This is a genomic window from Chryseobacterium amylolyticum, from assembly GCF_051011775.1.
GTDB lineage: Bacteria > Bacteroidota > Bacteroidia > Flavobacteriales > Weeksellaceae > Chryseobacterium.
Window position 1 is genome coordinate 177502 of record NZ_JBPCHX010000006.1, and the last position, 23504, is coordinate 201005.

At 36.0% G+C, this 23504-nt stretch carries 14 protein-coding genes and 1 tRNA gene; 11 read left to right on the forward strand and 4 right to left on the reverse strand.

All coding sequences use genetic code 11. From position 1 onward, the window contains the following. The first annotated feature begins 5 nt into the window (after positions 1-5). The 9 genes from ACR1PO_RS17325 to ACR1PO_RS17365 all read left to right on the forward strand — a co-directional run bounded on the left by ACR1PO_RS17325 (position 6) and on the right by ACR1PO_RS17365 (position 18316). Positions 6-3608 carry a DUF6443 domain-containing protein gene (locus ACR1PO_RS17325; protein WP_433987576.1) on the forward strand — a complete coding sequence of 1201 codons (3603 nt, stop codon included), beginning with the start codon at positions 6-8 and terminating at the stop codon, positions 3606-3608. Continuing rightward, positions 3590-3952 (forward strand): hypothetical protein, encoded by a 363-nt coding sequence (locus ACR1PO_RS17330; RefSeq protein ID WP_433987577.1) that lies wholly within the window; start codon positions 3590-3592, stop codon positions 3950-3952. Before ACR1PO_RS17325 ends, ACR1PO_RS17330 begins: the two co-directional genes overlap by 19 nt. Before the next feature lie 531 nt (positions 3953-4483). Further along, complete coding sequence (locus ACR1PO_RS17335; RefSeq protein WP_433987578.1) at positions 4484-6103, forward strand: T9SS type A sorting domain-containing protein; 1620 nt, start codon at positions 4484-4486, stop codon at positions 6101-6103. An 11-nt stretch (positions 6104-6114) separates the two neighbouring features. Then, positions 6115-9588: an RHS repeat domain-containing protein gene (locus ACR1PO_RS17340; protein WP_433987579.1), complete on the forward strand. Its 3474-nt coding sequence runs from the start codon at positions 6115-6117 to the stop codon at positions 9586-9588. Positions 9589-9593: 5 nt separating this feature from the next. Then, on the forward strand, positions 9594-13067 hold the full coding sequence (locus tag ACR1PO_RS17345) for a DUF6443 domain-containing protein (RefSeq protein WP_433987580.1): 3474 nt from the start codon (positions 9594-9596) through the stop codon (positions 13065-13067). Positions 13068-13069: 2 nt separating this feature from the next. Further along, a complete protein-coding gene (locus ACR1PO_RS17350) occupies positions 13070-13432 on the forward strand; it encodes a hypothetical protein (RefSeq protein ID WP_433987581.1) in 363 nt (120 codons plus the stop codon). A 235-nt stretch (positions 13433-13667) separates the two neighbouring features. Beyond that, a complete protein-coding gene (locus tag ACR1PO_RS17355) occupies positions 13668-14117 on the forward strand; it encodes a hypothetical protein (RefSeq protein WP_433987582.1) in 450 nt (149 codons plus the stop codon). Between the two features lie 373 nt (positions 14118-14490). Then, the gene (locus tag ACR1PO_RS17360; protein ID WP_332386942.1) at positions 14491-15036 is read left to right on the forward strand and encodes a peptidoglycan-binding protein LysM; all 546 of its coding nucleotides are present in this window, start codon (positions 14491-14493) and stop codon (positions 15034-15036) included. Between the two features lie 316 nt (positions 15037-15352). Next, positions 15353-18316: a response regulator gene (locus ACR1PO_RS17365; protein WP_433987583.1), complete on the forward strand. Its 2964-nt coding sequence runs from the start codon at positions 15353-15355 to the stop codon at positions 18314-18316. An 86-nt stretch (positions 18317-18402) separates the two neighbouring features. Here ACR1PO_RS17365 and ACR1PO_RS17370 read toward each other — a convergent pair whose 3' ends face one another. The 3 genes from ACR1PO_RS17370 to ACR1PO_RS17380 all read right to left on the reverse strand — a co-directional run bounded on the left by ACR1PO_RS17370 (position 18403) and on the right by ACR1PO_RS17380 (position 19503). Then, on the reverse strand, positions 18403-18597 hold the full coding sequence (locus ACR1PO_RS17370) for a hypothetical protein (RefSeq protein ID WP_433987584.1): 195 nt from the start codon (positions 18595-18597) through the stop codon (positions 18403-18405). A 237-nt stretch (positions 18598-18834) separates the two neighbouring features. Beyond that, a tRNA-Ala gene (locus tag ACR1PO_RS17375) sits at positions 18835-18908 on the reverse strand. A gap of 127 nt (positions 18909-19035) precedes the next feature. After that, positions 19036-19503: a MaoC family dehydratase gene (locus ACR1PO_RS17380; protein ID WP_433987585.1), complete on the reverse strand. Its 468-nt coding sequence runs from the start codon at positions 19501-19503 to the stop codon at positions 19036-19038. Between the two features lie 349 nt (positions 19504-19852). Between ACR1PO_RS17380 and ACR1PO_RS17385 the strand changes: the two genes are divergently transcribed. Then, positions 19853-20038 (forward strand): hypothetical protein, encoded by a 186-nt coding sequence (locus ACR1PO_RS17385; protein WP_213279291.1) that lies wholly within the window; start codon positions 19853-19855, stop codon positions 20036-20038. 92 nt (positions 20039-20130) lie between these two features. Here ACR1PO_RS17385 and ACR1PO_RS17390 read toward each other — a convergent pair whose 3' ends face one another. Then, complete coding sequence (locus tag ACR1PO_RS17390) at positions 20131-20880, reverse strand: NUDIX hydrolase (RefSeq protein ID WP_433987586.1); 750 nt, start codon at positions 20878-20880, stop codon at positions 20131-20133. A gap of 398 nt (positions 20881-21278) precedes the next feature. Here ACR1PO_RS17390 and ACR1PO_RS17395 point away from each other — a divergent pair, with 398 nt between their 5' ends. Then, a complete protein-coding gene (locus ACR1PO_RS17395) occupies positions 21279-23504 on the forward strand; it encodes a TonB-dependent receptor (RefSeq protein WP_433987587.1) in 2226 nt (741 codons plus the stop codon).

Consider the following 23504-nt stretch of genomic DNA (forward strand, 5'->3'; position numbering starts at 1 on the left):
TCACCATGAAAAAAACTCTGATTTTATTATGTCTGCTGCTTTTAGCAGGTACATTATATGCGCAAACACAAACTGTACCCAGCAGCAATGAAAATTATATTTATACTAAGAATTACCTTGACTATCCTGCTTCTGGCGATCCTAAGGTAGCTGAAACAGTTCAGTACTTTGATAAATTAGGAAGGCCCATACAGCTGATTAATGTAAAAGCAACTCCGCAGGGTAAAGATTTGGTGACACCGATTAATTATGATGAATTTGGAAGACAAGTAGATTCATGGCTTCCCTCACCAATGAATACCCTACATGGAGCCATTCAGTCAGGCGTTAATTCGAATGCTACAAATTATTATGGAGATAATTTTCCCTTTACTCACAAAAATGTTGAAGCTTCTCCGATAGAAAGGGCTTTATCAAATGTACAACCTGGACTGGCCTGGCAAAACCATCCAGTGAATTTTAAATATCAGGCCAATATTCTGGATGATCATGTAGCCAGGTTTGTTACAACGACAACCGTAACAGACAATACGACCTATTCGAAGGTTGTCTGGGAAAATGAGTATGCGGTAAATCAATTATATAAAAGCATAGTAATTGATGAGGACGGAAATAAAGCGGTGCAATTTACAAATGGATCCGGGGACATAATACTGCTTCGTAAGATATCCCAGGATGATGAAAATGCAGATACTTACTACGTTTATAATGAATTTAATCAGCTGGCTTATATTATTCCACCCAAAGCAGTTATGGATTTTTTTAATGCATATGGAACGGGAAGTAACGTCGAAGTTCCGGATTTCATCCTAAATGATCTTTGCTATCAATACCGTTACGATGGAGTAAACAGGCTTGTAGAAAAAAAGCTTCCCGGAAAAGGGTGGCAGTATATGGTGTATGATAAACAAAACAGATTAGTACTGGCTCAGGATGCAAACCTTGGAGTTGCTAAACAATGGATGTTTACAAAATATGACCAATTCAGCAGAATAGTTTATAAAGGAATTTATACAAGTGCACAGGTCTATGGAAGCCAGGGTAGGGTTTTTGAACAAAATACACTCAATACCTTCACAAACAACAATACATTAAGGCAGGCTTCTATAGGGTTTAATAATGCAGGAATGGAGGTCTATTATCCGGCTAATACCAGCTATCCAAATGTTAATTTTAAGTTACTCAGCGTAAATTATTATGATTTCTATCCACCGTATAGTTTTAATCCGGCACCTCCACCGAATGCGGTTGCCGATAATATTGCAGATGTTAATAATACCAAAGGACTTGGTTTATTAACACTGATAAAAAATATTGAGAATGATGACTGGACAAAGAATTATTCTTATTATGATATGAAAGGCAGGGAAATTGGGACCTATTCTATCAACCATTTAGGAGGTTATACTTCAACAGAATCTGTACTTGATTTTTCGGGAGCAGTAAAACAGACCATTGTAAAGCACAAAAGACTGAATACTGATACAGAAAGGATTATCAAAGAAACGTTTGAATACGATTCGCAAAATAGATTACTTGTACATAAGCATAAGGTTGATAATAATACAGAAGAGGTACTGACTCAAAATACATATAACGAGATTTCCCAACTGTCAAGTAAAAAAGTCGGAGGGGTAGATATTTCTAATCCCCTTCAGACAATAGATTATCAGTATAACATCCGGGGCTGGATGACAAAAATAAATGACCCCGATAATCTTGTAAATGGAAAATTGTTTGGTTATTCCATTAAATATCAGAATCCCTCAAATACTGAAACATATGCAATTTTTAATGGGAATATTTCCGAAATCGACTGGAAAACACAAAGTGATAATATTTTAAGGAGGTATGACTTTTCTTATGATACTTTAAACAGATTTGCATTTGGCCGTTTCACCACTCCAGGTGCTACGGTCATAGAAAATAATTTTTATAATGAGTGGGCAGACTATGATATAGGAGGTAATATCAGAAGTTTAGGCAGATACCAGAAATCATACAATAATCAGCCGCTTCTGATAGATAATTTAACGTACACTTATACAGGTAACAGGCTGACTTCTGTCAAAGATAACTCAGGTAATTACAGCGGATATCCTGATAGTTCCGGAAATACTATTGGATATGATCTCAATGGAAATATGACAGATCAGAAAGATAGAGGAATTCTGGATATCGATTACAACCATCTCGATCTGGCAGATAAATTTACTTTCGATCAGTCCTATATTGTAAAGGATTTGTTTTTAGGAGATCTTATAAAAAATGTGACAACTCAGTACCTTTACAGATCGGATGGTGTAAAGCTGAACAAAAAGTATACTTACGGAGTCGGTAAAAATAGTACGGAGGCCTCCACAGTGACGGATTACCTGGATGGTTTTCAGTATGAAGTGCAGGGAAATACAACACAAATGTTTCCTCCGGTTTTAAAATTCATTCCTACCGCTGAAGGATACTATAATTTTGAAAATAATAAATATGTTTACAGTTACTCGGATCACTTAGGAAACATAAGGCTTAGCTATACAAGTAATGGGACAGGCGGAATACAGGTTATTGAAGAAAACAACTACTATCCTTTTGGTTTAAAGCACCGTGGTTACAATGATGGTATTGGAAATTCTTCATATCAGTACAAATATAACGGAAAGGAGCTTCAGGAAGAATCCGGAATGTATGACTATGGAGCAAGAATGTATATGCCTGAAATTGGAAGATGGGGCGTCTTGGATCCATTGGCTGAAAAAATGACAAGACTAAATCCTTACAATTATGCCTTTGATAATCCGGTAAATTTTATTGATCCGGATGGAAGAGAAGGAGCGGGCTGGGGTTATAGAAATGGGGCATGGGTATTTTTGCCGGGAATGCAGCAGGGCGATGAAGAATATATGAAACGGGGTTTCACAGATTTCCGTCCTGACGGAAGTGTTGTAGATAATGTTGTCATTACCAACAGTTCTGAGCAGAATACAGGGCATACTTATTTAGGATTTAATGGAGAGGCAAAATATGTTACTCAGGGCTCATCTTTAGGAACAACAATTCCGCTTACTGTAGGTTGGGGAAACACGGGAGTTGGCACAGGCACTGGTACGATAGCCGGAACAGGAGCTGGGCTTTCATTATTAACGATACTTGCTTCAGCTGTAGCAATCTGGACACTGCATGGAGATGCAGCAGTGGATACTCCTGCAGATGAACCTGAAGATTTAAATAATCTATATTTGTATAGGAATATGAGAAGCGTTGGAGGTCTTCCCGAATTAGGTAACTCTCTTAACACTCTAGGAATAAGAAATAAAGATATGTCTAATAATATTTTTGGTGAAATAAAAGCCGACACAGATTATGTTTATGGAAGTTCAGGAATGGGAATGTCCGTGACACCAGGATATGGCAATGTTGTACCGGTAGTAGACTTTGCTACGCCTAAGACGACTCTGTTTAGAATAAAAGCAACCGACGTATACAAATCCGGATTAGGTATTAATGTAGATAAAATTAACCATGCAAATATAACACCAGTCGGAAGAATCATGTTACATCAGTTTAGAACCCAAATACAAGCTACAGCACCACTATGGAAACCAGTAAGATAAAAGAAGTAAATCATATTATAGATATTTATTTGAATTTTGAAACCCTTTCAACTATTGATGAGGAGCAATATAAAAAGGTTGTAATTAAATTTTTTAAACAGCTGGATCAACTAAAGAAGAAGGGAATGCATAATGATAATGAGCTTACGCGTTTTATAAGTGAGAAGTATTCAGAGATATCAGAAAAATTTGAAGAAAGTCCTATCTATGAAGAAAGGATTCAGACGATCTTTCCGGAAATAAGTGAGTATTGCTCACCACCTTACTTTTGGGATACACCATTGAATGATTATATGAAAAATAAATGGGGGTTAACTCTCAATGATACTGATATACAATTATAATTTCAAGAGGAATTAAAATTATATCTTGATAAAATGTCCAATACCTTCGCATTTTTGCGAGGGTATTTTACATATGCAAGAAGTGAAATCGAACTCAATAGTATTGTTATTGTGGTATTACCCCATTCGCGGTACAGCTAAATTTTCAGCTATTTCTGTAATCTTCTTAAAGAGCAGTGGACACTATAGTTATAATTCTGTAGATATCAGTTTCATTACCAGTTCCGCTATTTTCTAATCTTTGCCGCTTGGAAGAGGAACAAAACGTTCTGTGCTTTTTCCTGTCATCATTACTATTATTACCGTTATAAAAATAATTTCAAAATACTAAGGAAGTTTAATATTTTACAAACGACATGTTTTGTCGTTTAAGCAATATATTTTTGTTAAATAAATATAAATTATATGGTGTGAAAATAATTGTAGTCATTTAATTATAATAAAGGTAAATATTTGTCGTTTCTTAAAAAATGTTAAATTCGAAACGTTTTAATAAAACTAATCACTAACTCAAAAAATAACAATACGGGAATGAGAAAAATCTATCTCGGAGCGCTTACCTTATGCGCTTTTTTGGGCACATCCGCCCAGGAAGTGGTATGGCAGAAAGATATCCAATCCTCAACACAGGATTTTCTAAACCAGGTTACCACTACCATTGATCAGCAATATCTGATCACAGGAAGTTCCATACAGTCAGGAAGCGGAAAGCCGGAGGCTGGAAGTAAGCAGAACAACGGTTACGATTTTCACCTTATCAAACTGAACCAGCAGGGTGAAGAGGTCTGGGAAAAATATTTCTCAGGACAAAACCATGATTATCTGTCAGCAACGGTTACCACGCAGGATGGCGGATTTCTTCTGGCTGGTACCAGCTATTCAGGAAAAGGGTTGGATAAAAAAGAGGATTCCAAAGGAGGCTCAGATATCTGGCTGGTCAGAATCAATGAATTTGGAGATGAATTATGGCAGAAAACATTGGGAAGTTCTTCCGATGAAGAAGCCAGGGCAGTTATCCAGACTACCGATTTAGGATTCTTTGTTGCCGGAAACGTACAGGGCTCTTCAAAAGGGTACGGTTCCAAAGATGTTCTGATCACAAAACTGGACAAAGACGGAAAAGAACTCTCACAGGTAATTTTAGGAGGAAAAGGTTTGGATGAAGTCGAGAAAATGATTCCAACCAAAGACGGAGGAGCGTTACTCGGAATGTATTCAAGAAGTTCAGCTGTACAAAGTAAAATGTATAATGTACAAAGTCCTCAAAATACATCCGACACCCGACATCTGACAACGGTACAAAAACAAAGCGACAATTTCGGTGAAGGCGATTACTGGATTGTAAAGCTTGACAAAAACGGAAAAGTAGAATGGGAAAAGAATTCCGGAGGAAAAGGTGATGATCATTTGAGAACCCTTGCTTTAACTTCAACCGGCTTTATCATTGGCGGGGAATCCAGATCAGAAAGGTCAGGAAATAAAACAGCAGGCCTTGAAGAAGGAACAGACCTTTGGCTGATTTCGTTAAATGAAAGAGGTGATGAACAGTGGCAGAAATCTTACAATTTGGGTAACCGTGATATCCTGATGGGAATGAGTGTAATAAGCGGGAAGCAGGAAGATGGAAGCGGGAAGTCTAAAGGCATTCTGCTGGGAGGTTATACCCAGGCGGAAGGAAGAATAGAAACCGATGATGAAACTTTCTGGATGTTATACCTTGATCATAATGGCAATGAGCAGTGGAGAAAACATGTTAAAGGAGAATCAAGGAAGAAAGCAGAGAGGCTATCTGATTTAAAACTCAACAGGGACGGCTCTATTGTTCTGGCCGGAACCAGTGCAGAAGAACTGGGGAAAGAAAACTGGAAGATTGTAAAACTGGGAGACAAACAGGTTGATCAGTTAATTGAAAAATATGATATTAAGATCTACCCGAATCCGGTGTCAGATTATGCTTACATAGAAATTGGCTTTGATTTTAAAGAGGCTGATATTCTGTTGTATGATATGAGTGGAAGACAGCTTCAGAGTATTAAAACGAAGAATAAAGTGACTAAAATTAATACCCAGGCTTTGGTTCAGGGAGCATATCTGGTGACCATAAAAACGGATAATAATAAAACAGCAAATGCCAAACTGATAAAAAAATAAAAACTAATTCCATGAAGAAAACTACAATAGCTATAATTTTATTATTAGCTACATTAAATAATGCTTCAGGGCAAACCACAGTCAACCAATATGATCCAAGTGTGAAAAATGTTCCTACATCTCCTGAAGTTGCATTATTGGGCCGGTTTGGAGATATTCCCGTAGGGCATTATACCGGAACAGCAGAAGTTTCAATACCTCTTTATACTCTTAGAATAGACAATATTGAAATTCCTTTAGCTTTTAGCTATCATACCTCAGGTATTAAAGTTGCTGACGAAGCGACATGGGCAGGTCTTGGGTGGAATTTTTTGCCTGAAGGAACCATTACACAGGAAATTAGAGGCAGCGAAGACTTTGTAACAGGAGGAGATGGTTTTGCCGGCACATTGGGTTATAGTATTTTTAAAAATAACTTTCCCACTGTTCAGTCAGAAAGTCCAATGTATAGACTTCAATATGGCGCCAATGATTATAATGCAGGTCTTCTCCCTGGAGGCTCCCAGCCAGCTACAGATGATTCTTATGATATCATAAGCAGTTTAAAAAATAAAAAAGGACAGCCCGATATTTTTTCTTATAATTTTTATGGATACTCAGGTAGATTTTTTTACAATCCGGAGAACAACAGTGAAATACTTTTTTTAGAAAGTAATGATGATGTGAAATTCTCCAGAAATACGGATGGCTGGATAGCAACTACCAACAAAGGTGATAAATTTTATTTTTACGCTATTGAAAAATCAACAACTGATCAGGCCAGCACCGCTGACTTATCGTATACTTTTAAAATTAGCAGAATTGAACTTGTAAGTGGTAAAGTTGTTACATTCGCATATCAGGACGAAAGTACCTATCAGCAATATCCTACACAAGTTGTACATCTCACTAATTTTACAATGAATCCTGCTTTAAGCAGTAGTTCTAATGCTGTTATTAATGATAAAAAAACATTAATTAGGATAGAAACAGAAGATACGAAGATACAATTCAATTTGGATAATAGGGAAGACATTCGCCCCCATTATACTGCTACACCCATCAAAAAATTGAGTTCAGTTGATATTCTGTCAAAACACAGTAATAAGAAGATTAAAAGTTTTGTATTAAATCAGGATTATTTTCCAATTAATTCTATTAATAATACACCTGAAGAAGGTTATAAAAATAAGAGGTTAAGATTAAATTCTATTCAGGAGGTTAACTATGATCAAATGGGTAATCCTGTCCCGACATCTATCCCCCCTTATACATTTGAATATGACACATCCAAGATAATGCCTGATAAGATGAAAAGTTCAGATTTTTATGGGTATAGTAATGGTGAAGGGAGTGAAAATCTTCTTCCTGATTTAACCTATTTTGATTACTTTAAAACTGCTCCCTATAAAAATTATGGTCTAACACCAAGCTCATATTTGGGGACTATGAGATATACAAATGTCAGTTGTGTTACAACAAATATACTGAAGAAAATATCTTACCCTACTGGAGGCCGTACTGAATTTGAGTACGAATCCAATACATTTACCAACCAGTTTATACCCACTATTACTCAGTTACAAAATGGTAATAAAGCTCAAAGTATAACGCATAGAGGAGCAAGTACAGAGCCAGGAGGATCTATTACAAAACAAAGTACTTTATTTAAATTACCAAATAATATTATAAAATTTAATAATACCATATATGACGGCTATATGGGGCCTCTATACCCTGAGGTTCACTATGGTGACTGGACGGAGATCGCTAAATGTAAAATACAGTTTCGCAAAAGAAAGATCATCAATGGGCAGCCGGTTGATACTGTAATTAAAGAATGGAAAGTAGATGTTCCTGGAAGTGTATTTGAACAAACACATCAAATGACCTGGAGTGAAGAAATAACAGTGCCAGTAGATGCTGATCCTACTATCGAATATTATGTGTATGTTGAGAATGGTATTAATTACCGAAGTACTGATGGAAGTCACAGAGCTGTAGTATCGAGTGATATTTCATATTTTGATAATACGAATATTGATACTTCTATATCTTATGGAAGCGGTTTAAGGATAAAGTCATTAAAGAATTATGAAAACAATACATTATTGTCACATAAAGAATATACTTATAATGGTGGGAAATTAATTTATGCTTTTAATCCTATAAATCTTATCAGTGGTGCCACATCTAAATCTCAGCCTTCATCAACTACCGGGGGATGCCCTAGTGAATCTATTTCAATATTTAACGATATTTCGATCAATTCCAGCGATTTCGGAATAGGAGGAAATAAATCTTTTGGTTATAGTGAGGTTATAGAGAAAGACATTAGTGTCATTGACGGAACAGCTAAAGGTTACACGAAATATTATTTTACCAATATACAGGGAACTTACCTGAAGGGTATGCCGAAAGTAGATGTTCCTTCCAATGGAGAGAATACATTGATTGAAGTTTATGACCAGAATCAAAATAAACTGTCATCAAAAATAAATAACTATGATAATTTACCCAATACCTATGGGGTATACCCTTCATTTGGTATCGTTAAAACATCAACCGGTCTCTATGACCCAAGTAATAATTTTTACCCCTATCAGTTTAATTCAGGTTGTCCTGTAATTGGGCTATCCTATACTGGGCACAACTATCAAAATCCGTTGCCCGTCACTAAATATAAGTTTTTGGTGAGTCCTCTTATTACTGGTAAAAGAAGACTTAAATCCACCATTGAAACTACATTTTTAGGAACCTCGGCTTTGGTGAAAAAAACAGAATTGACTTATAATGTTTCTGGAAATCTTGATACAAGTAAGTTAACAACCTCTGACAGCCAAATTATCTATACAGATTATGATTATGCCAATGATTGGGGAAACACCCGTTTGGTTAATAAAAACATGACTGGTATTCCGTTATCTACAAAGGTTACTTCGGATAATAAAACCCTAAGCTTTACACAAACCAAATATGATAGTCAGGACAACTACCTTCCGACTTCTGTCCAGTCGTATGATATCAAAGCTGGCAGCTGGGATACTGAAGTTAAATATGATAGGTATGATGACAAAGGAAATCTCCTGCAGTATACTACAAAGATCGGGGTTCCGGTTTCTTTAGTTTGGGGATATAATAAGACGTATCCTATTGCTAAAGTTGAAGGGCTTACCTATGAGCAGATTGGAGAAGCAGCTTCGGCCCAGCTTGCAGATATTCTTTTGGCTTCTGAAAAAGACGCTAATCCTGCATTTTATAACATGCAGCCAGAAGATGCAGAAAACCAGCTTGTTAATAAATTGGATGTTTTCCGTACTTATTTCAGGCTGTTAAACTATAATATTACTACGTACAGCTATGATCCTTTAGTAGGGGTAAGGAGTATTACCCCGCCATCAGGAATCAGAGAACGCTATATTTATGATGCTGCTGGCAGGCTTGAAAAAGTTGTTGACATGGATGGCAAAGTGTTGAAAGAAATGAAATATAACTATAAAAACTAATACCGTTGAAGAAACTCATAATTCCAATCGGTGCTTTGATGATATCAGGTTTTGTACAAGCCCAGTTGAGCACTACAGAAAACTATACTTACAGTAAGACATATCTTGATTATGATACCAATAATCAACCCACTAAAACATCTGAAACCGTTCAGTATTTTGATGGATTGGGCAGACCCAAGCAAGTTGTCAATATCAAAGCATCTCCTACGGGAAAAGATCTCGTAACGACAATTCCTTATGATGGATTTGGAAGGCAGGTTGATACGTGGCTTCCAGCACCTATGAATACGTTAAACGGTGGAATTCAACCAGGAGTACTGATGGTAGCCCAGACTTATTATGGTGATAATACACCTTTTGTTCACAAAAATTTAGAAAATTCCCCTCTGGACAGGATTTTTGAACAAAAGCAAGTGGGTACGGCATGGAGTACAAAACCCGTGAAATTTGAATACAATGCCAATGCTGATGGCGAAGTAAAGAAATATAATGCGGTTTTTAATTATAGTACTTTCGAAACATTGATTACGGTTTCTGCTCCTTATGCAGCCAATCAGTTATATAAAAGTACAGTAACGGATGAAGATGGAAATAAAACCATAGAATTTAAAAATGGTAAGGATCAGGTTGTGATGATAAGAAAAATGATCAGTGCAACCGAAAGTACCGACACGTACTACGTTTATAATGATTATAATCAATTGGCTTATGTTTTATCTCCTAAGGCAGTAGATCTTATTAAAAACTTAAGTCCTGGAACACAGATTCCGGATACTGTTCTGAATACACTTTGTTATCAGTATAAATACGACGGAAAGAATCGGTTGGTTGAAAAAAAGCTTCCGGGAAAAGAAGTGGAATACATGGTATATGATAAGGCAGACAGGTTGATACTGACCCAGGATGCTAATCAAAGAGCTGCTTTTAGCTGGCTTATCTACAAATATGACGTACGAGGTAGGCTTATCTATACTGGAATTCTAAAATCAAACAACACTCGGACCGGAATGCAGAACCAGATTAATGATGTTGTTGTAGTTGAATCCCGAAATACAGTAGGTTTGACAGCAAACGGTATAGCATATTATTATACCAATACATACTTAGGTTTGGATACACTTCTTTCGGTTAATTATTATGATTCTTATCCATCTCAATACTTGTTTAATCCAACTGTTTCAAATATTCTGGGAGAACCTGTACTTACAGAAACTCTTAGTGCAGATGGAAGAAGTACGAAAGGACTTCCTGTGTTAAGTCTGATAAAGAATATTGAAGATGATGGCTGGACTAAGAATTATACGTATTATGATGCCAAAGGGCGAGTAATTGGAAAGCATTCTATCAATCACCTGGGAGGATACACCAGAACAGAATCTAAACTGGATTTTGCAGGGCTTCCCAAACAGACTATTACCAGACATAAGAGATTAGGAACAGATACTGAAAGAATTATTACAGAAAACTTTGAGTATGACAATCAGAATAGACTTCTGGTACACAAACATCAGGTAGACAGTAATCCTGTAGAATATCTGGCTCAAAATACATATAATGAAATTTCCCAGCTGGCATCCAAGAAAGTGGGAGGAATAGCGGCTGGATCTTCACTTCAGCAGATGGATTATCAGTACAACATAAGGGGCTGGCTGACGAAGATCAATGACCCTGCGAATCTGAATGGAAAGCTGTTCGGGTATGAAATAAAGTATCAAAACCCTGTGAATCCTCAGAGTGTAGGAAAATACAATGGTAATATTGCTGAAATTGACTGGAATAATGGCTCGGAAAATCTCCTGAAACGTTATAATTATGAATATGATGCATTAAACAGGTTAAAAAATTCTTTTTATAAAGAACCTTCTACAGGAAATACCGGCTATTTTGATGAGTATTTAAGTTATGATGCAAATGGGAATATCATGACATTAAAAAGGAATGCTGCTCCCGTCTCCCAGGGAACTACGTTTGTACAGGTAGATGACCTTAGCTATCAATACACCGGAAACCGTTTGGATAAAGTGGTAGAAACAGCGATGAATGATTCAGGATATGAAGGCGGAAATAATATAATTGACTATGATTTGAATGGCAGTATGACCACGATGAAGGATAAAGGAATCTGGAGTATTGCGTATAATTATTTGAGTTTACCTGATTCTTACTCCATTACGCAGAATAACCCATTTGGACTTCCGATGAATGTTGGATTGGATTATTTATATCGTTCAGATGGGGTTAAAGTACGTAAAACATATTCAAGCACACCACCTCGTGGCCTGACCAGCGTTACGATCACGGATTATCTGGATGGTTTTCAGTACAACTATTTTGAGGGAGGAGGAATCTGTATCACCTGCCGCACGGGGAATGCTTATGAGCAGGAGGCATATAAAGGTATTATTGACCCCGGTACAATTACTCCGGAATGGCGGCTTGACTTTGTGCATACAGAAGAAGGTTTTTATAGTTTTACAGAAAACCGCTATATTTATCAATACAAAGACCACCTTGGAAATACAAGGGTAAGTTTTGGCAAAGACAGCACAGGCAATCTTGAAATTATAGATACTAATAATTATTATGCATTTGGGTTAAATCATATTTCAGGACCATTAAGTACCTCCCAGTTCGGAAGTTATAAATCTTATAAGTATAATGGTAAGGAATTACAGGAAACAGGCTTTTTTGATTATGGAGCGAGGTTCTATATGCCGGATCTTGGAAGATGGGGAACAATTGATCCGTTAAGTGAAAAGTATAGAAGATGGTCACCTTACAGTTATGGAATGAACAATCCAATACGATTTATTGATCCAGATGGAATGCAAATTATGGATCCGGGCGATAAATTTAAAAATCTAAGATCAGCGGCTATTGATTTTGGTAAACAATATAATGGACTATCAATTAATTATAATGCTGAAGTAAGTACCCTTTTTTATAAGGGGGTAGATAAGAATGGTGAAGTTTTTTATAGTTACACTATTCCCGAAATGGGTTCTCAAGGTATGACAAGCGGAATAACTCAAGACCAGGTTGCAGAAGTCTCAAAATTAGGAGAGATAGTTGCTGACGGTCATACACATGCCGGAGATACAGACCTTATAAAGATGGATGGGAGAGATTATAGTTCGGCAAATAAATTTTCGGATAGAGATATCAATAGTTATAAAAATACTTTAATTGACAGTAATGGTAAGAAGGAAGATAACGGACTAGAAAAACCTGTTACTGGTTATGTTGCTGGCCCAGATGGAGGGTTGAGGGAATTTATTCCTGGAGTGAGTAATAATTCAAATTCTACGAAAAAGGATGCAGCTGGACTACCTATAAAAAATTACGATATTCCGGTAGATAGTAGTTTACCATCAGATCCCAGCTCCAGGTCTTTAAGGCTCAATAATATTGCGCCGACAAATATGCCTAATATATTGCCTAAAGGATTTGATCCTGAACAACCTAAAAGATATTAATTATGGTAAGGAAAACTTTAACAATTTTGTGTTTCCTCCCTGTATTTGCGTTAGCGCAACAAAACAAGGATGGAAAGTGTAAAGACAAAAACAGAGGAATAGATCAACTTCCCTGTAAAATTGTAAGCCGATATGGTATAGATCTTATACCTGATGAATCAGCCGTAATCAAATATGTGGATATTCTGATAACAAAAGATTTACTTGACCCTGAAAAGACTAAACCATACAAAGTTAATTTGACTGAAGATGGTAAGATATGGCATATTATTGTAAAAAGCTATAATTGTAGAAATTGTAAGATTAATATTAACATTAATAAAAACACAGGAGAAGTATTAAATTATTACAAATCAGAAAATTAAGTGAATAACATCTACCTTTGTATGACCCACAAACTCTTTGTTTTCAACGTGCTATATAGGATAATAATTCATGTATCAATACTTTTATTTCCATTTGTTTTGATCAATTGTTCAACGAGCAAGATTTTCGAAAAATACGGCATAGAGAAGGGTTAATTTTTAAGAACCCAACTGGATTAAATATAGAAAAGCAATTTTTTACTCAAATCGCAAAATAATTTTACAAGATACATTGATGGTACATTTACGCCCTATTGGTTCTTTTTTGATAATAGTTTTTGTATTAATGCTATTAAACTGTGGTCCAAAAATAAAGATTTCACAAGAAATGCATGACTCAGGAAAGTATACTGTTTATAAAATCGATTCTATAAACAGCTATTATCTGGTGTATCTCACTTACCGGAAAAATAGTTTTAAAGTTATTTCGAAAAAAGAATCATCATCCTCATGCAGGCTAATTAAAGTTGGAGACCAATTTAATTTATTCTTTTTGGATAGGTTGATTAAAGAAGAAAACTATATTCCTAAAGACTTTAAAACTATTAGCACGTTATCTTTCGTACCGGATTGTATTAAACTGGATGACAGTACTGAAATCTGCCGTGATCGAGGTATGGACAACATCTATCTGAGCAAAAGCCTGCGTGGCCTTTGCTATGTTGATTTAGCTCCCAAATTGTAGGTCAAATACATTTTGAAAACTAAAAAGTTTTATAAGGGCTTACATATTAATTTTACTAAATACTCTTAAATAACAATGATAACACATTTACCAACCTGTAAATATTTTTTTGTCAAGACCTAAAGAAAATTATACCCCAAACAGTAATTTATATTATGACAGTTTTATACTAGAAATAACAGCAATTTACATAAGCCCTCAGTACTTCTAAAGTATTGAGGGTTTTCTTTTTAAATCAAATGAATAGACCGTGTAGTTAATTTACTACATGAACTTCCTTTTTCCATTACAAAGAAACTTTTATCGCCGCTGTAGATTTGCAGTATACAAAAGAGAACAATTAAGTAAAAAATAACAATAAAATATTACCATCATGAAAAAACTAATCTTAATCCCAGCCTTAACTATTGGAGCGATCATATTAGGAACCAATAATGTTCAAGCTCAAAATACCACTGCAACCACAACGGTAAACATTACCCTGAACGATGTCATCTCTATTGACGCAGGAAGTACAGCAATAGGCAATACCGTTGACTTTAACTACGTTACTGCAGCAGACTATAATTCTGATCAAACGGTTACTAAAGCCAACTCTTTAAAAGTTACTTCCACAAAGAGCTTTAATGTAAAGGTAAAAGCAGGAGGTGCTAATTTCATGAACGGAACCAACCTGATTCCTGTGAATGTTTTGACAATCAAACCTTCTACCGCTGCCGGAAGTATGGGAGGAACAAAAACCGCAGTAGTGTTGTCTGCAACAGATCAGACTTTGGTAGCTAATGCTCCGCTTGGAAGCGCATTAACACTGAATTTAGACTACACTATTCCAGCAGCGAAATCATCATCTTCTGATATTTTGGGTAAACCGGCCGGAACTTATACGCAGACAGTAACGTATACCGCAACAGCTTTATAAATAAATTTTTCATATTAATATTTTGTGATTTGGTGTTTCGAAGGCTTCCTACGGGAGGCCTTTGATTTTGTATGTATTGGTATCGATATAGAGAAATTCAAAATCCGGAAATAAATATCTATCAGCTCTTACTTTTATAAAAATAATCAATTATGGAAACGAGAGATTATTCAAGCCTTTTTAAAGGCAATGTCTTGCGTATCCCAACACTGTACCTTGTACTCATTTTTCAATATCTTCTGACAAATTTCTAAATTAATTTGCTGATATTATAAAATGACCTATTTTTAGTATTTTATTACAAAAATACTATTCAATGCCGAAAAAAATTATAAGAAACCTTCAAATTGGTGTAGTGATTTCTTTGATACTTTTGATTGCTAGTTCTATAGCATCTTATATAAGCATACATAAGCAGATGGAGAATAGGGAAAACCTCTTAAAAAGTAAGGAATCTATAAGCTTAGCAAAAGATATCTTAAATACTCTTTTAAATGCTGAAACAGGAAATAGGGGATACCAGCTTACCGGCCGGGAAAATTTTCTTGAACCTTTTAATAATAGTAAAAATGAATATCCGGTGCTTGTTTCGAATAAAGATAGACTTAATCTTAGAAATAAAGATCAGATTAATGTCTTAAATGAACTGCTGCATGCTTCAGAAATGATGATGAAGGAATATGCCTTACTTATTGAGAATCGTAAAAAGGGCATATTAATGAGTCCGGAAGAACTTGTACAAAACAAGGAAGCTATGGACAGATGCCGTAGGCTCGTTCAGAAATTTGTAAAACATGAGGAAGTTCAGCTTGCCATAAAAAATGAAGATCTGAATAAATCTTCCAACTGGACGGTTTTGTTTATCATCTTTTCTGCCATTGCAGCCATTGGTGTAACCGTTTTTGTTTATATACAACTAAAATCTGACCTTATTCGTCGTGGTAAGTTAGAAAAAGATCTGTTTTATACTAAGGAAATGCTTGAGGAAACAGGTTCAGTAGCCCAGGTGGGAGGTTGGGAGGTCAATATGAAGACCGGAAAGATCTTTTGGTCTCAAAGTACAAGAGAAATTCATAAATTAAAAGATGGTCTCCAGCCTACTTTTGAAAATGCCTTAGGATTTTACAAAGGAGAAAGTGGGGAAAGAATAAAATACCTGTTTAACAGGGCAATACAACAAGGGATTCCTTTTGATGAGGAGCTTCAGCTTTTACGTAATGATGGAGTTACGACCTGGGTAAGGGTAAAAGGTATTCCTGAATTTGAAGATGATATCTGCAAAAGGGTTTTCGGCATCATTCAGGACATTGATGCATTCAAAAAAATGTTTCTCGAGGTTTCCCGGAAGGAGGCAATAATGCAGTCTTTTGTCACTGATGTTCCTGTTCCTTTGGCCATGTTTGATAAAGACCTTAATTATATTGCTGTAAGCAGCAGATGGAGAGAGGAATTTAGTATGAATAATGTAGATCTTATCGGTAATAACCTATTCACAATATCACCTGATATTCCCGAAGAAGGAAAAGAGATCTATGAGAATGCGCTGTTGGGAAAAACATACATCAACGGTGATTTTACGCTAAAAGTGAAAGGAAAAGAAGAAATTCAGCATTACGACCTTAAAGTTGGACCTTGGTATCTTACAAAAGATGAAATAGGGGGTGTAATTATTTCCATACAGAATATTACAAATGCTGTAAAGATCAATGAAGAATTGAAAAATGCCAAAGAAACAGCAGATATAGCCAGCAAAGCAAAATCCGAATTTCTGGCCAATATGAGCCATGAGATCAGGACTCCTTTAAACGGAGTTATTGGCTTTTCAGACCTCCTCCTCACGACACCGCTGAATGAAACACAGATGCAATATCTGAATTACATCAATGAGTCAGGGGAAAACCTGCTTAGCATCATCAATGATATATTGGATTTTTCTAAAATAGAATCCGGAAAAATGGAGCTTTTGATTGAAAAATGTGATGTTTATGATATGCTAAGCCAGGTAATCAATGTGATCATTTATCAATCCCAGAAAAAAGATATCGAACTTCTTCTCAATATTGAGCCGGGCCTTCCAAAAATACTTTTTATGGATGAAGCAAGGTTAAAGCAGATCTTGATCAATCTTCTGGGGAATGCTGTGAAGTTCACAGAAAAGGGCGAGATCGAGCTAAAAGTAGAGAAGTTGCACATGAATGATCGTACCATCGCTTTGCGCTTTTCGGTAAGAGATACGGGGATCGGCATCCCTGTTGAGAAACAGAAATACATTTTTAATGCCTTTACTCAGGAAAACAGTTCCATCAGTAAAAGATATGGAGGCACGGGGCTTGGGCTTACTATCTCCAACAATATCCTGGGATATATGGGAAGCCATTTGTCGCTGAGCAGCGCAAAGGAAAAAGGGTCTGTATTTTCCTTTGATATTGAGATACCTTATGAGATCCCTCAACTGAGAGAAGAGGAGGAAATAACTATTAAAACGGCCTTAGTGGTCGATGATAATGAAACCAACAGGATTATTCTTGAGCACATGCTTACCTATAAAAATATCAAGTCTACTTTGGCTTCTAATGGGATGGAAGCCTTAGAGATCCTGTTGAAAGGTGAAAGGTTCGATGTGATCCTGATGGATTATCATATGCCTGTTATGTCCGGATTGGAAACAATAAATAAAATAACAGAGCTGTTCAATCAGCGACAAGAGACTTCACCATTTATAGTACTTTCTTCTTCTTCTGAAGAACTGGGAATACTTAGTTCAGTGAGAAAAATAGAAAATGCACATTTACTTTTGAAACCCATCAAATCACATGATCTATACAAAACTTTAAAAAAGGTAGACCAAAGTTATACCGTAGAAATTAGTAAGGATCATTCTGAGAAAGTTTCGCATGTATTTGCCTCGGAATTGGAAGTGCTTTTGGTTGATGATAATGTAGTGAATATGGTTCTGAATAATAGAATAATGAAATCTCTTGCTCCGAGTATACATCTGACGGAAGCGGTCAATGGGCTGCAGTCTGTGGAAGAATGCAGGAAAAAACAGTTTTCCATTATCATGATGGATGTACAGATGCCAATAATGAGCGGTATTGAAGCAACACAACATATCAGAATGCTGCCGGGATATGAACATATACCTATTATAGGCATTACGGCCGGAAATGTTCTGGGTGAAAAAGAAAAGTGCCTTGAGGCCGGAATGAATGATTTCCTTCCCAAACCTGTAAAACAGGCAGATCTTCTTGATGTACTCAAAAAGTATATTAGGGTTTAGAATCTATGAAAAAAGGGATCAGTTTTTGCGAGGGTTATATATTCTTATAACTTCTCAGTAAGTTTTATTTAAAAGCATTATATCCGTTAGTAATTTGGAACAGTGGAAGGAACGATAGCTCTTTTTTCTCTTACATACAAATCGCCTTTCTTTAGTAATATAGTATATTCGTGTTTTTCTAGGTTTACATCTTTCGCTTTTAATCCTATCATTTCCGGAACACGACAGCCTGACATGCTGATAAAAATTGTAAAATACGATTTGCTTCCGCTCTTTTTCATCCTTGAATCGGTTTAGCCTTCGCCGATACGTAAATGGTTTCTCCCGATCTGGTTCGTAAAAGCGACATTGAATAAACCAATCATCTTTTGAGTTGGTCACTAGGAAATCGGATCTCTTGCATCCGAAATTAAGGTTTTTCATACGTATTAATTTTGTTACTGTTTTTGTTACTGATTAATACGCTTCCAAAAAGTATGAATTCAAAAAAAGCCCTTGTGGGAAGGGCTTAGCTGTAGTGGAGAATACGGGATTCGAACCCGTGACCTTTTGACTGCCAGTCAAACGCGCTAGCCAACTGCGCCAATCCCCCGAATTATTTAAAGCGGTACAAAAGTAAGTATTTAAATGAAATCTGCAAATATTTATAACTTTTTTATTGAATAAAATATGAGATAAATGATAATAAAGATTCTATTTCTCGCCGGATGGCCTTTTGATTAATCAGAATTATTGAAATGATAAAGAAATAAAACATCACCCGCGTATGCAGGTTTTGCCTCACCTTCGATAATTAATTTTGCCTCAACAATCACTTTTACAGTTCCCCTCAGGTTACAGATAGATTTTGCATAGGCTTGCAGCTGTACACGGTTGTTTACAAGAACAGGTTGCCCGAATCTGAAATTTTCGATGCCATAATTAATTTCCATCTTTACATTTCTGACATCCGCTATCTGCTTCCATAAATAGGGTATAAGTGAAAGGGTCAGATAGCCGTGGGCAATTGTCGATTTAAAAGGACATTCTTTTTGCGCTTTTTCCGGGTCAATATGAATCCATTGATGGTCCAAAGTAGCATCAGCAAATTTATTAATCTGTTCCTGATCAATTGTATGCCAGTCCGATACACCGATTAGCTTTCCTTCAAATGCTTTATATTCTTCAAAACTATTGATAATGACCATAGAATGTTTGTTTATAGTACTGAAATTTTGAATACTATTAATAACATTTCAAACATCTGGCCAAAATCTGTCGCAGTGTGGTACCTGCTTAAATTTTCACTGATAGAAAATAATGTAAGAGGATCTGGCTTATATGTTGTAAAGCTTATTATTGTATTGCAAAAAGTATATTTTTCACTAAACGGCTTGGTTTTTGCAATTTTTTACATGTAATGTATTGGTTTAATATATTCATAGAAACAAAAACTATAAAGGAGTCAATTTAAAAAGACATTAGATCAGTTTTCTGATGTAATTATATATAAAAACAAATTTTAAACTAGATTTTTAACAATAAAAAATTAAGGCTATGAACGTTAAACGAACATTTGGAACCATACTGACTATCTTGGGAATTGCAGGTTTAATTTATACCGGATATGAACTCATCAATAAAAGTTCTGCCTATACAACATTAGGCGTTATAGGCGTTCTCGGACTTATATTCTTCTTTTCCGGGATAGGGCTTGTCAAAAATACCAAAGACGAGGCATAAGCTAATTTAAAAAAACAAAATAGGATTGTAAGCCAGAAAAACTTTTGGTGATGGTTTTATATTGTGTGATAATATTCGCATAATTTTCTCCGTTACCAGCTGTTCACTCCATTTTCAAGTGCCTTTTCATAATTTTCCTGATTAAAGGAATAGACATCCTGTGCTTTATGTGCACCTCCTTTTCGTTGTTCATCCAGCTTGGTTAGAATCCCCAGGTTCTTTATTTTCCTGTAGAAATTACCCCTGTTCAGACTTCTCCCTAATATCGTTTCATACAATCGCTGCAATTCTGTCATCGTAAACTTTTCCGGCAGTAAATTGTAGCCGATTGGTTTGTAGGTTATTCGTTCCCTGAGTGTCAGCAGAGCTTTTAAAATAATCTGTTTATGGTCCATAGTGATCTGGTAATGATCAAGGTTATTAACGTCGAGCCATTCAAATTCTTCACTCAGTTCGTCTGCTTTTGGAGAAACGTCATGATAGTTTACCAATGCATAATAGCCGATAGAAATAAATCTTTGTTTATGCCACAAGCTGGCATCATAATCACTGAAAACTTCCTCACTTCGGCCATTCTTCCCAAAAACGGAAAATTCTTCCAAAAATAGATCCTTTACACCAGCCCGCTCGCTTAGAATTCTTACTGCAGCATCATCAATATTTTCTTCTTTTTTCAGGTAGCCGCCCGGTAGAAACCATTGTTTGTTAAATTTCATCTTTATAGCCAAGACCTTAAGCTCGTTTTCACTGAATCCGAAGATGACAGTATCGATAGAAATATGGGGAACATATAACTGATAGGCTTCTGCTGATTTTTCTAAGATCTGTTTATGAGGGTTCATATTATTTTAATTGTTCGTGCAGAACAAAGTTAAGGTGATATTAAGGAAGGTGCAAACATTCAGGCTTTTTAACATTACTTTTTGGTAACATATAATCTTTAATTCCGGGTAAATAAATGATCTTTTTATCATTTTATTTTAAATTTATTAGGTATAATTTATTGAAAATCAATTATTTGTTATTGTGTTAATATTTTATTAACATTCATTTGGCAGTATCAAAAAAAGAATGTAATATTGAGTCGCTTCATTATGAAGCAACTAAAAAATATTAAGAGATGTCAAAAATTACATGGATAAAATCCAGTTAGCTATTTGTTTAATTTTAAATCAGTTACCCATCTGAAATTCATCATTTCACTACACAATCCAAACAAAAAACAGATTAATTGATCATTATGAAAAACTCAAGACTCCGAATTTCCACTTTGCTGCTCATGTTTTCTTGTGGAGCAGTATTTGGACAACAAACTGACAGCTTAGCTTTGAAGAAAAAAGCGATAACTTCCTCCAAAGAGGACAACAACAGGAATGTGATGCTCAATGCTGCCAATAATACCAGCCCCCGTGACGTTAATATCGGTCTTCCTTCTACAGTTGGAGGAATCACGATTCTCGAAAATGACCTGCCTGTTGTTTATTTCTTCTGGCCCGAACTGCCCAATAAAACATGGAGGCAAAGTGTCGGACTGGAAAAAACGGGCCTTTTAAAAATGGACCAGTTGGCCAATACAACGGGAGATCTTGGTTTTGCAGTCAATTCATATTCGCAGACAGGAACTAAGGACCTTAAGATCAAAGGTAAATTTACAACGAGTAATTTTGGCTGGTTACAGGCCGATGCCAATGTTTCGGGGCCTATTTCCAAAAATGGCTGGACGTATACGGCAGGAGCTTTTGCCAACTATGATCCGAGCACCTATAAATTAGGATTTGCAAGAAATGCTGATGAAACAAAAATTTTCAGAGCAGGGGTAACTAAGTATTTTAACAACAATAAAGGACAGATAACCGCACTTTACAAATATGCGGATTCGTATAGCATAACCAATTATGCTGTTTTCCAATATGGGGAAAACGGAAAAGTAACAGAGCTTGATAATTTCAAAATTGGCAGAGATTCCTACGTAGTAAGAGACGGACAGATGAAAGTCAAAGATATTCTTACAGGAAATTATTATTGGGCTTCCATGAGTGGAGATGATAACAGATCGAAATCTCATAACATTGATATTTTTGGTAATTATCTTTTGAACAATGGATGGAATTTTAAATTCTCAACAAGAGCACATTTTTCAAAAGTGAAAATGTCCAATATGATTCCTTTGAGTATTTTCAATGCAGATTCTTCAGCAGGATATACTTTGGCTTCCGGCGGCCAGGCTTATTCAGGGCAGGTAGGAACTATTCTGGGAATGTATACACCGGAAACCCCGATTACCAGTATTGCAGGTCGTTTTTCTTTGAACAAGCAGATAGGAAATCATAATTTGACATTTGGAGCGTTGGAACAATATTATCACGTCAACCAATACACATCCAACCGAACTTTTTTCTTCCAGACTGTTGAGCCGCAACCTCAACGCTTGATTGGTCCGAATACGGATTCTGATGGCTTCTACAATTATAATGCAGGCGGAGAATACCATAGTGGAACAGAGAACAAATTTTCATTGTATGGTATTGATGAATGGAAAGTTACCGACAACTTTAATCTGAGCTATGGTTTACATTTGAGAAATCACATTATTGACGGGGAGTATTCTTTGGCTCCAAGGACTATTGGCTTTAGCTTTACAGATCCGGGCCAGTTTAATCATATCAGTCAAAGTTTTTTTCAGATTGCAGGAAGTTTGAACGCAACTTATAACATTACCAAGAACTTCGGTATTTTAGCCAACTTCCTGTACACAGAAGAAAACAGAAGATTGGAAAGTTATTCCCAGGCTTTTGAACCCAATACCAATAAAATTAAAAGCCCATTGGGAGCATTTGGAGTTTTCTGGAATACCAATTGGATTCAGTTGATTTCTCAGGCTACCTATCTGAAGAAAAATAACAACCTTAACAGATATAATCTGGTAAATCCTGCAAACAGTTCTCAGGCGCAAACCACAACCGTTTATTATGATATTCAGACGCTGGGCTGGACCACGGATTTTGTTTTAAAACCATTCAAAGGATTCAATTTACATTACCTGGTTACTTTCCAGAATCCTGTATATAAGAAATTTAATTTCAATGCATTCGGGAAAGAGTATGATTATAATGACAACAATGTATTAGGGGTAGCTAAAGTTTTAATGGAAATCGATCCAAGTTATTCTATTGACAAGTGGAGGTTCTGGGCGAGCTTCAGGTATTTCTCAAAACAATACGCGAATCTTACCAACGCCTTATACTTTGCGCCAAGATGGGAAACTTTCGGGGGAGTAAGCTATACTGTAAACAAAAACATCAACATAGGTGCAACAGTGATCAACTTCCTGAACCAAAGGGGAGCCAGTGGAACCATCAATGGTGCTGAATTAATTACAGATGCAAGTCCATATTACGGAAAACTGTTGACAGGAACGTACATTATGCCATTGACAGGTCAATTATCAGTAAACTTCAATTTTTAA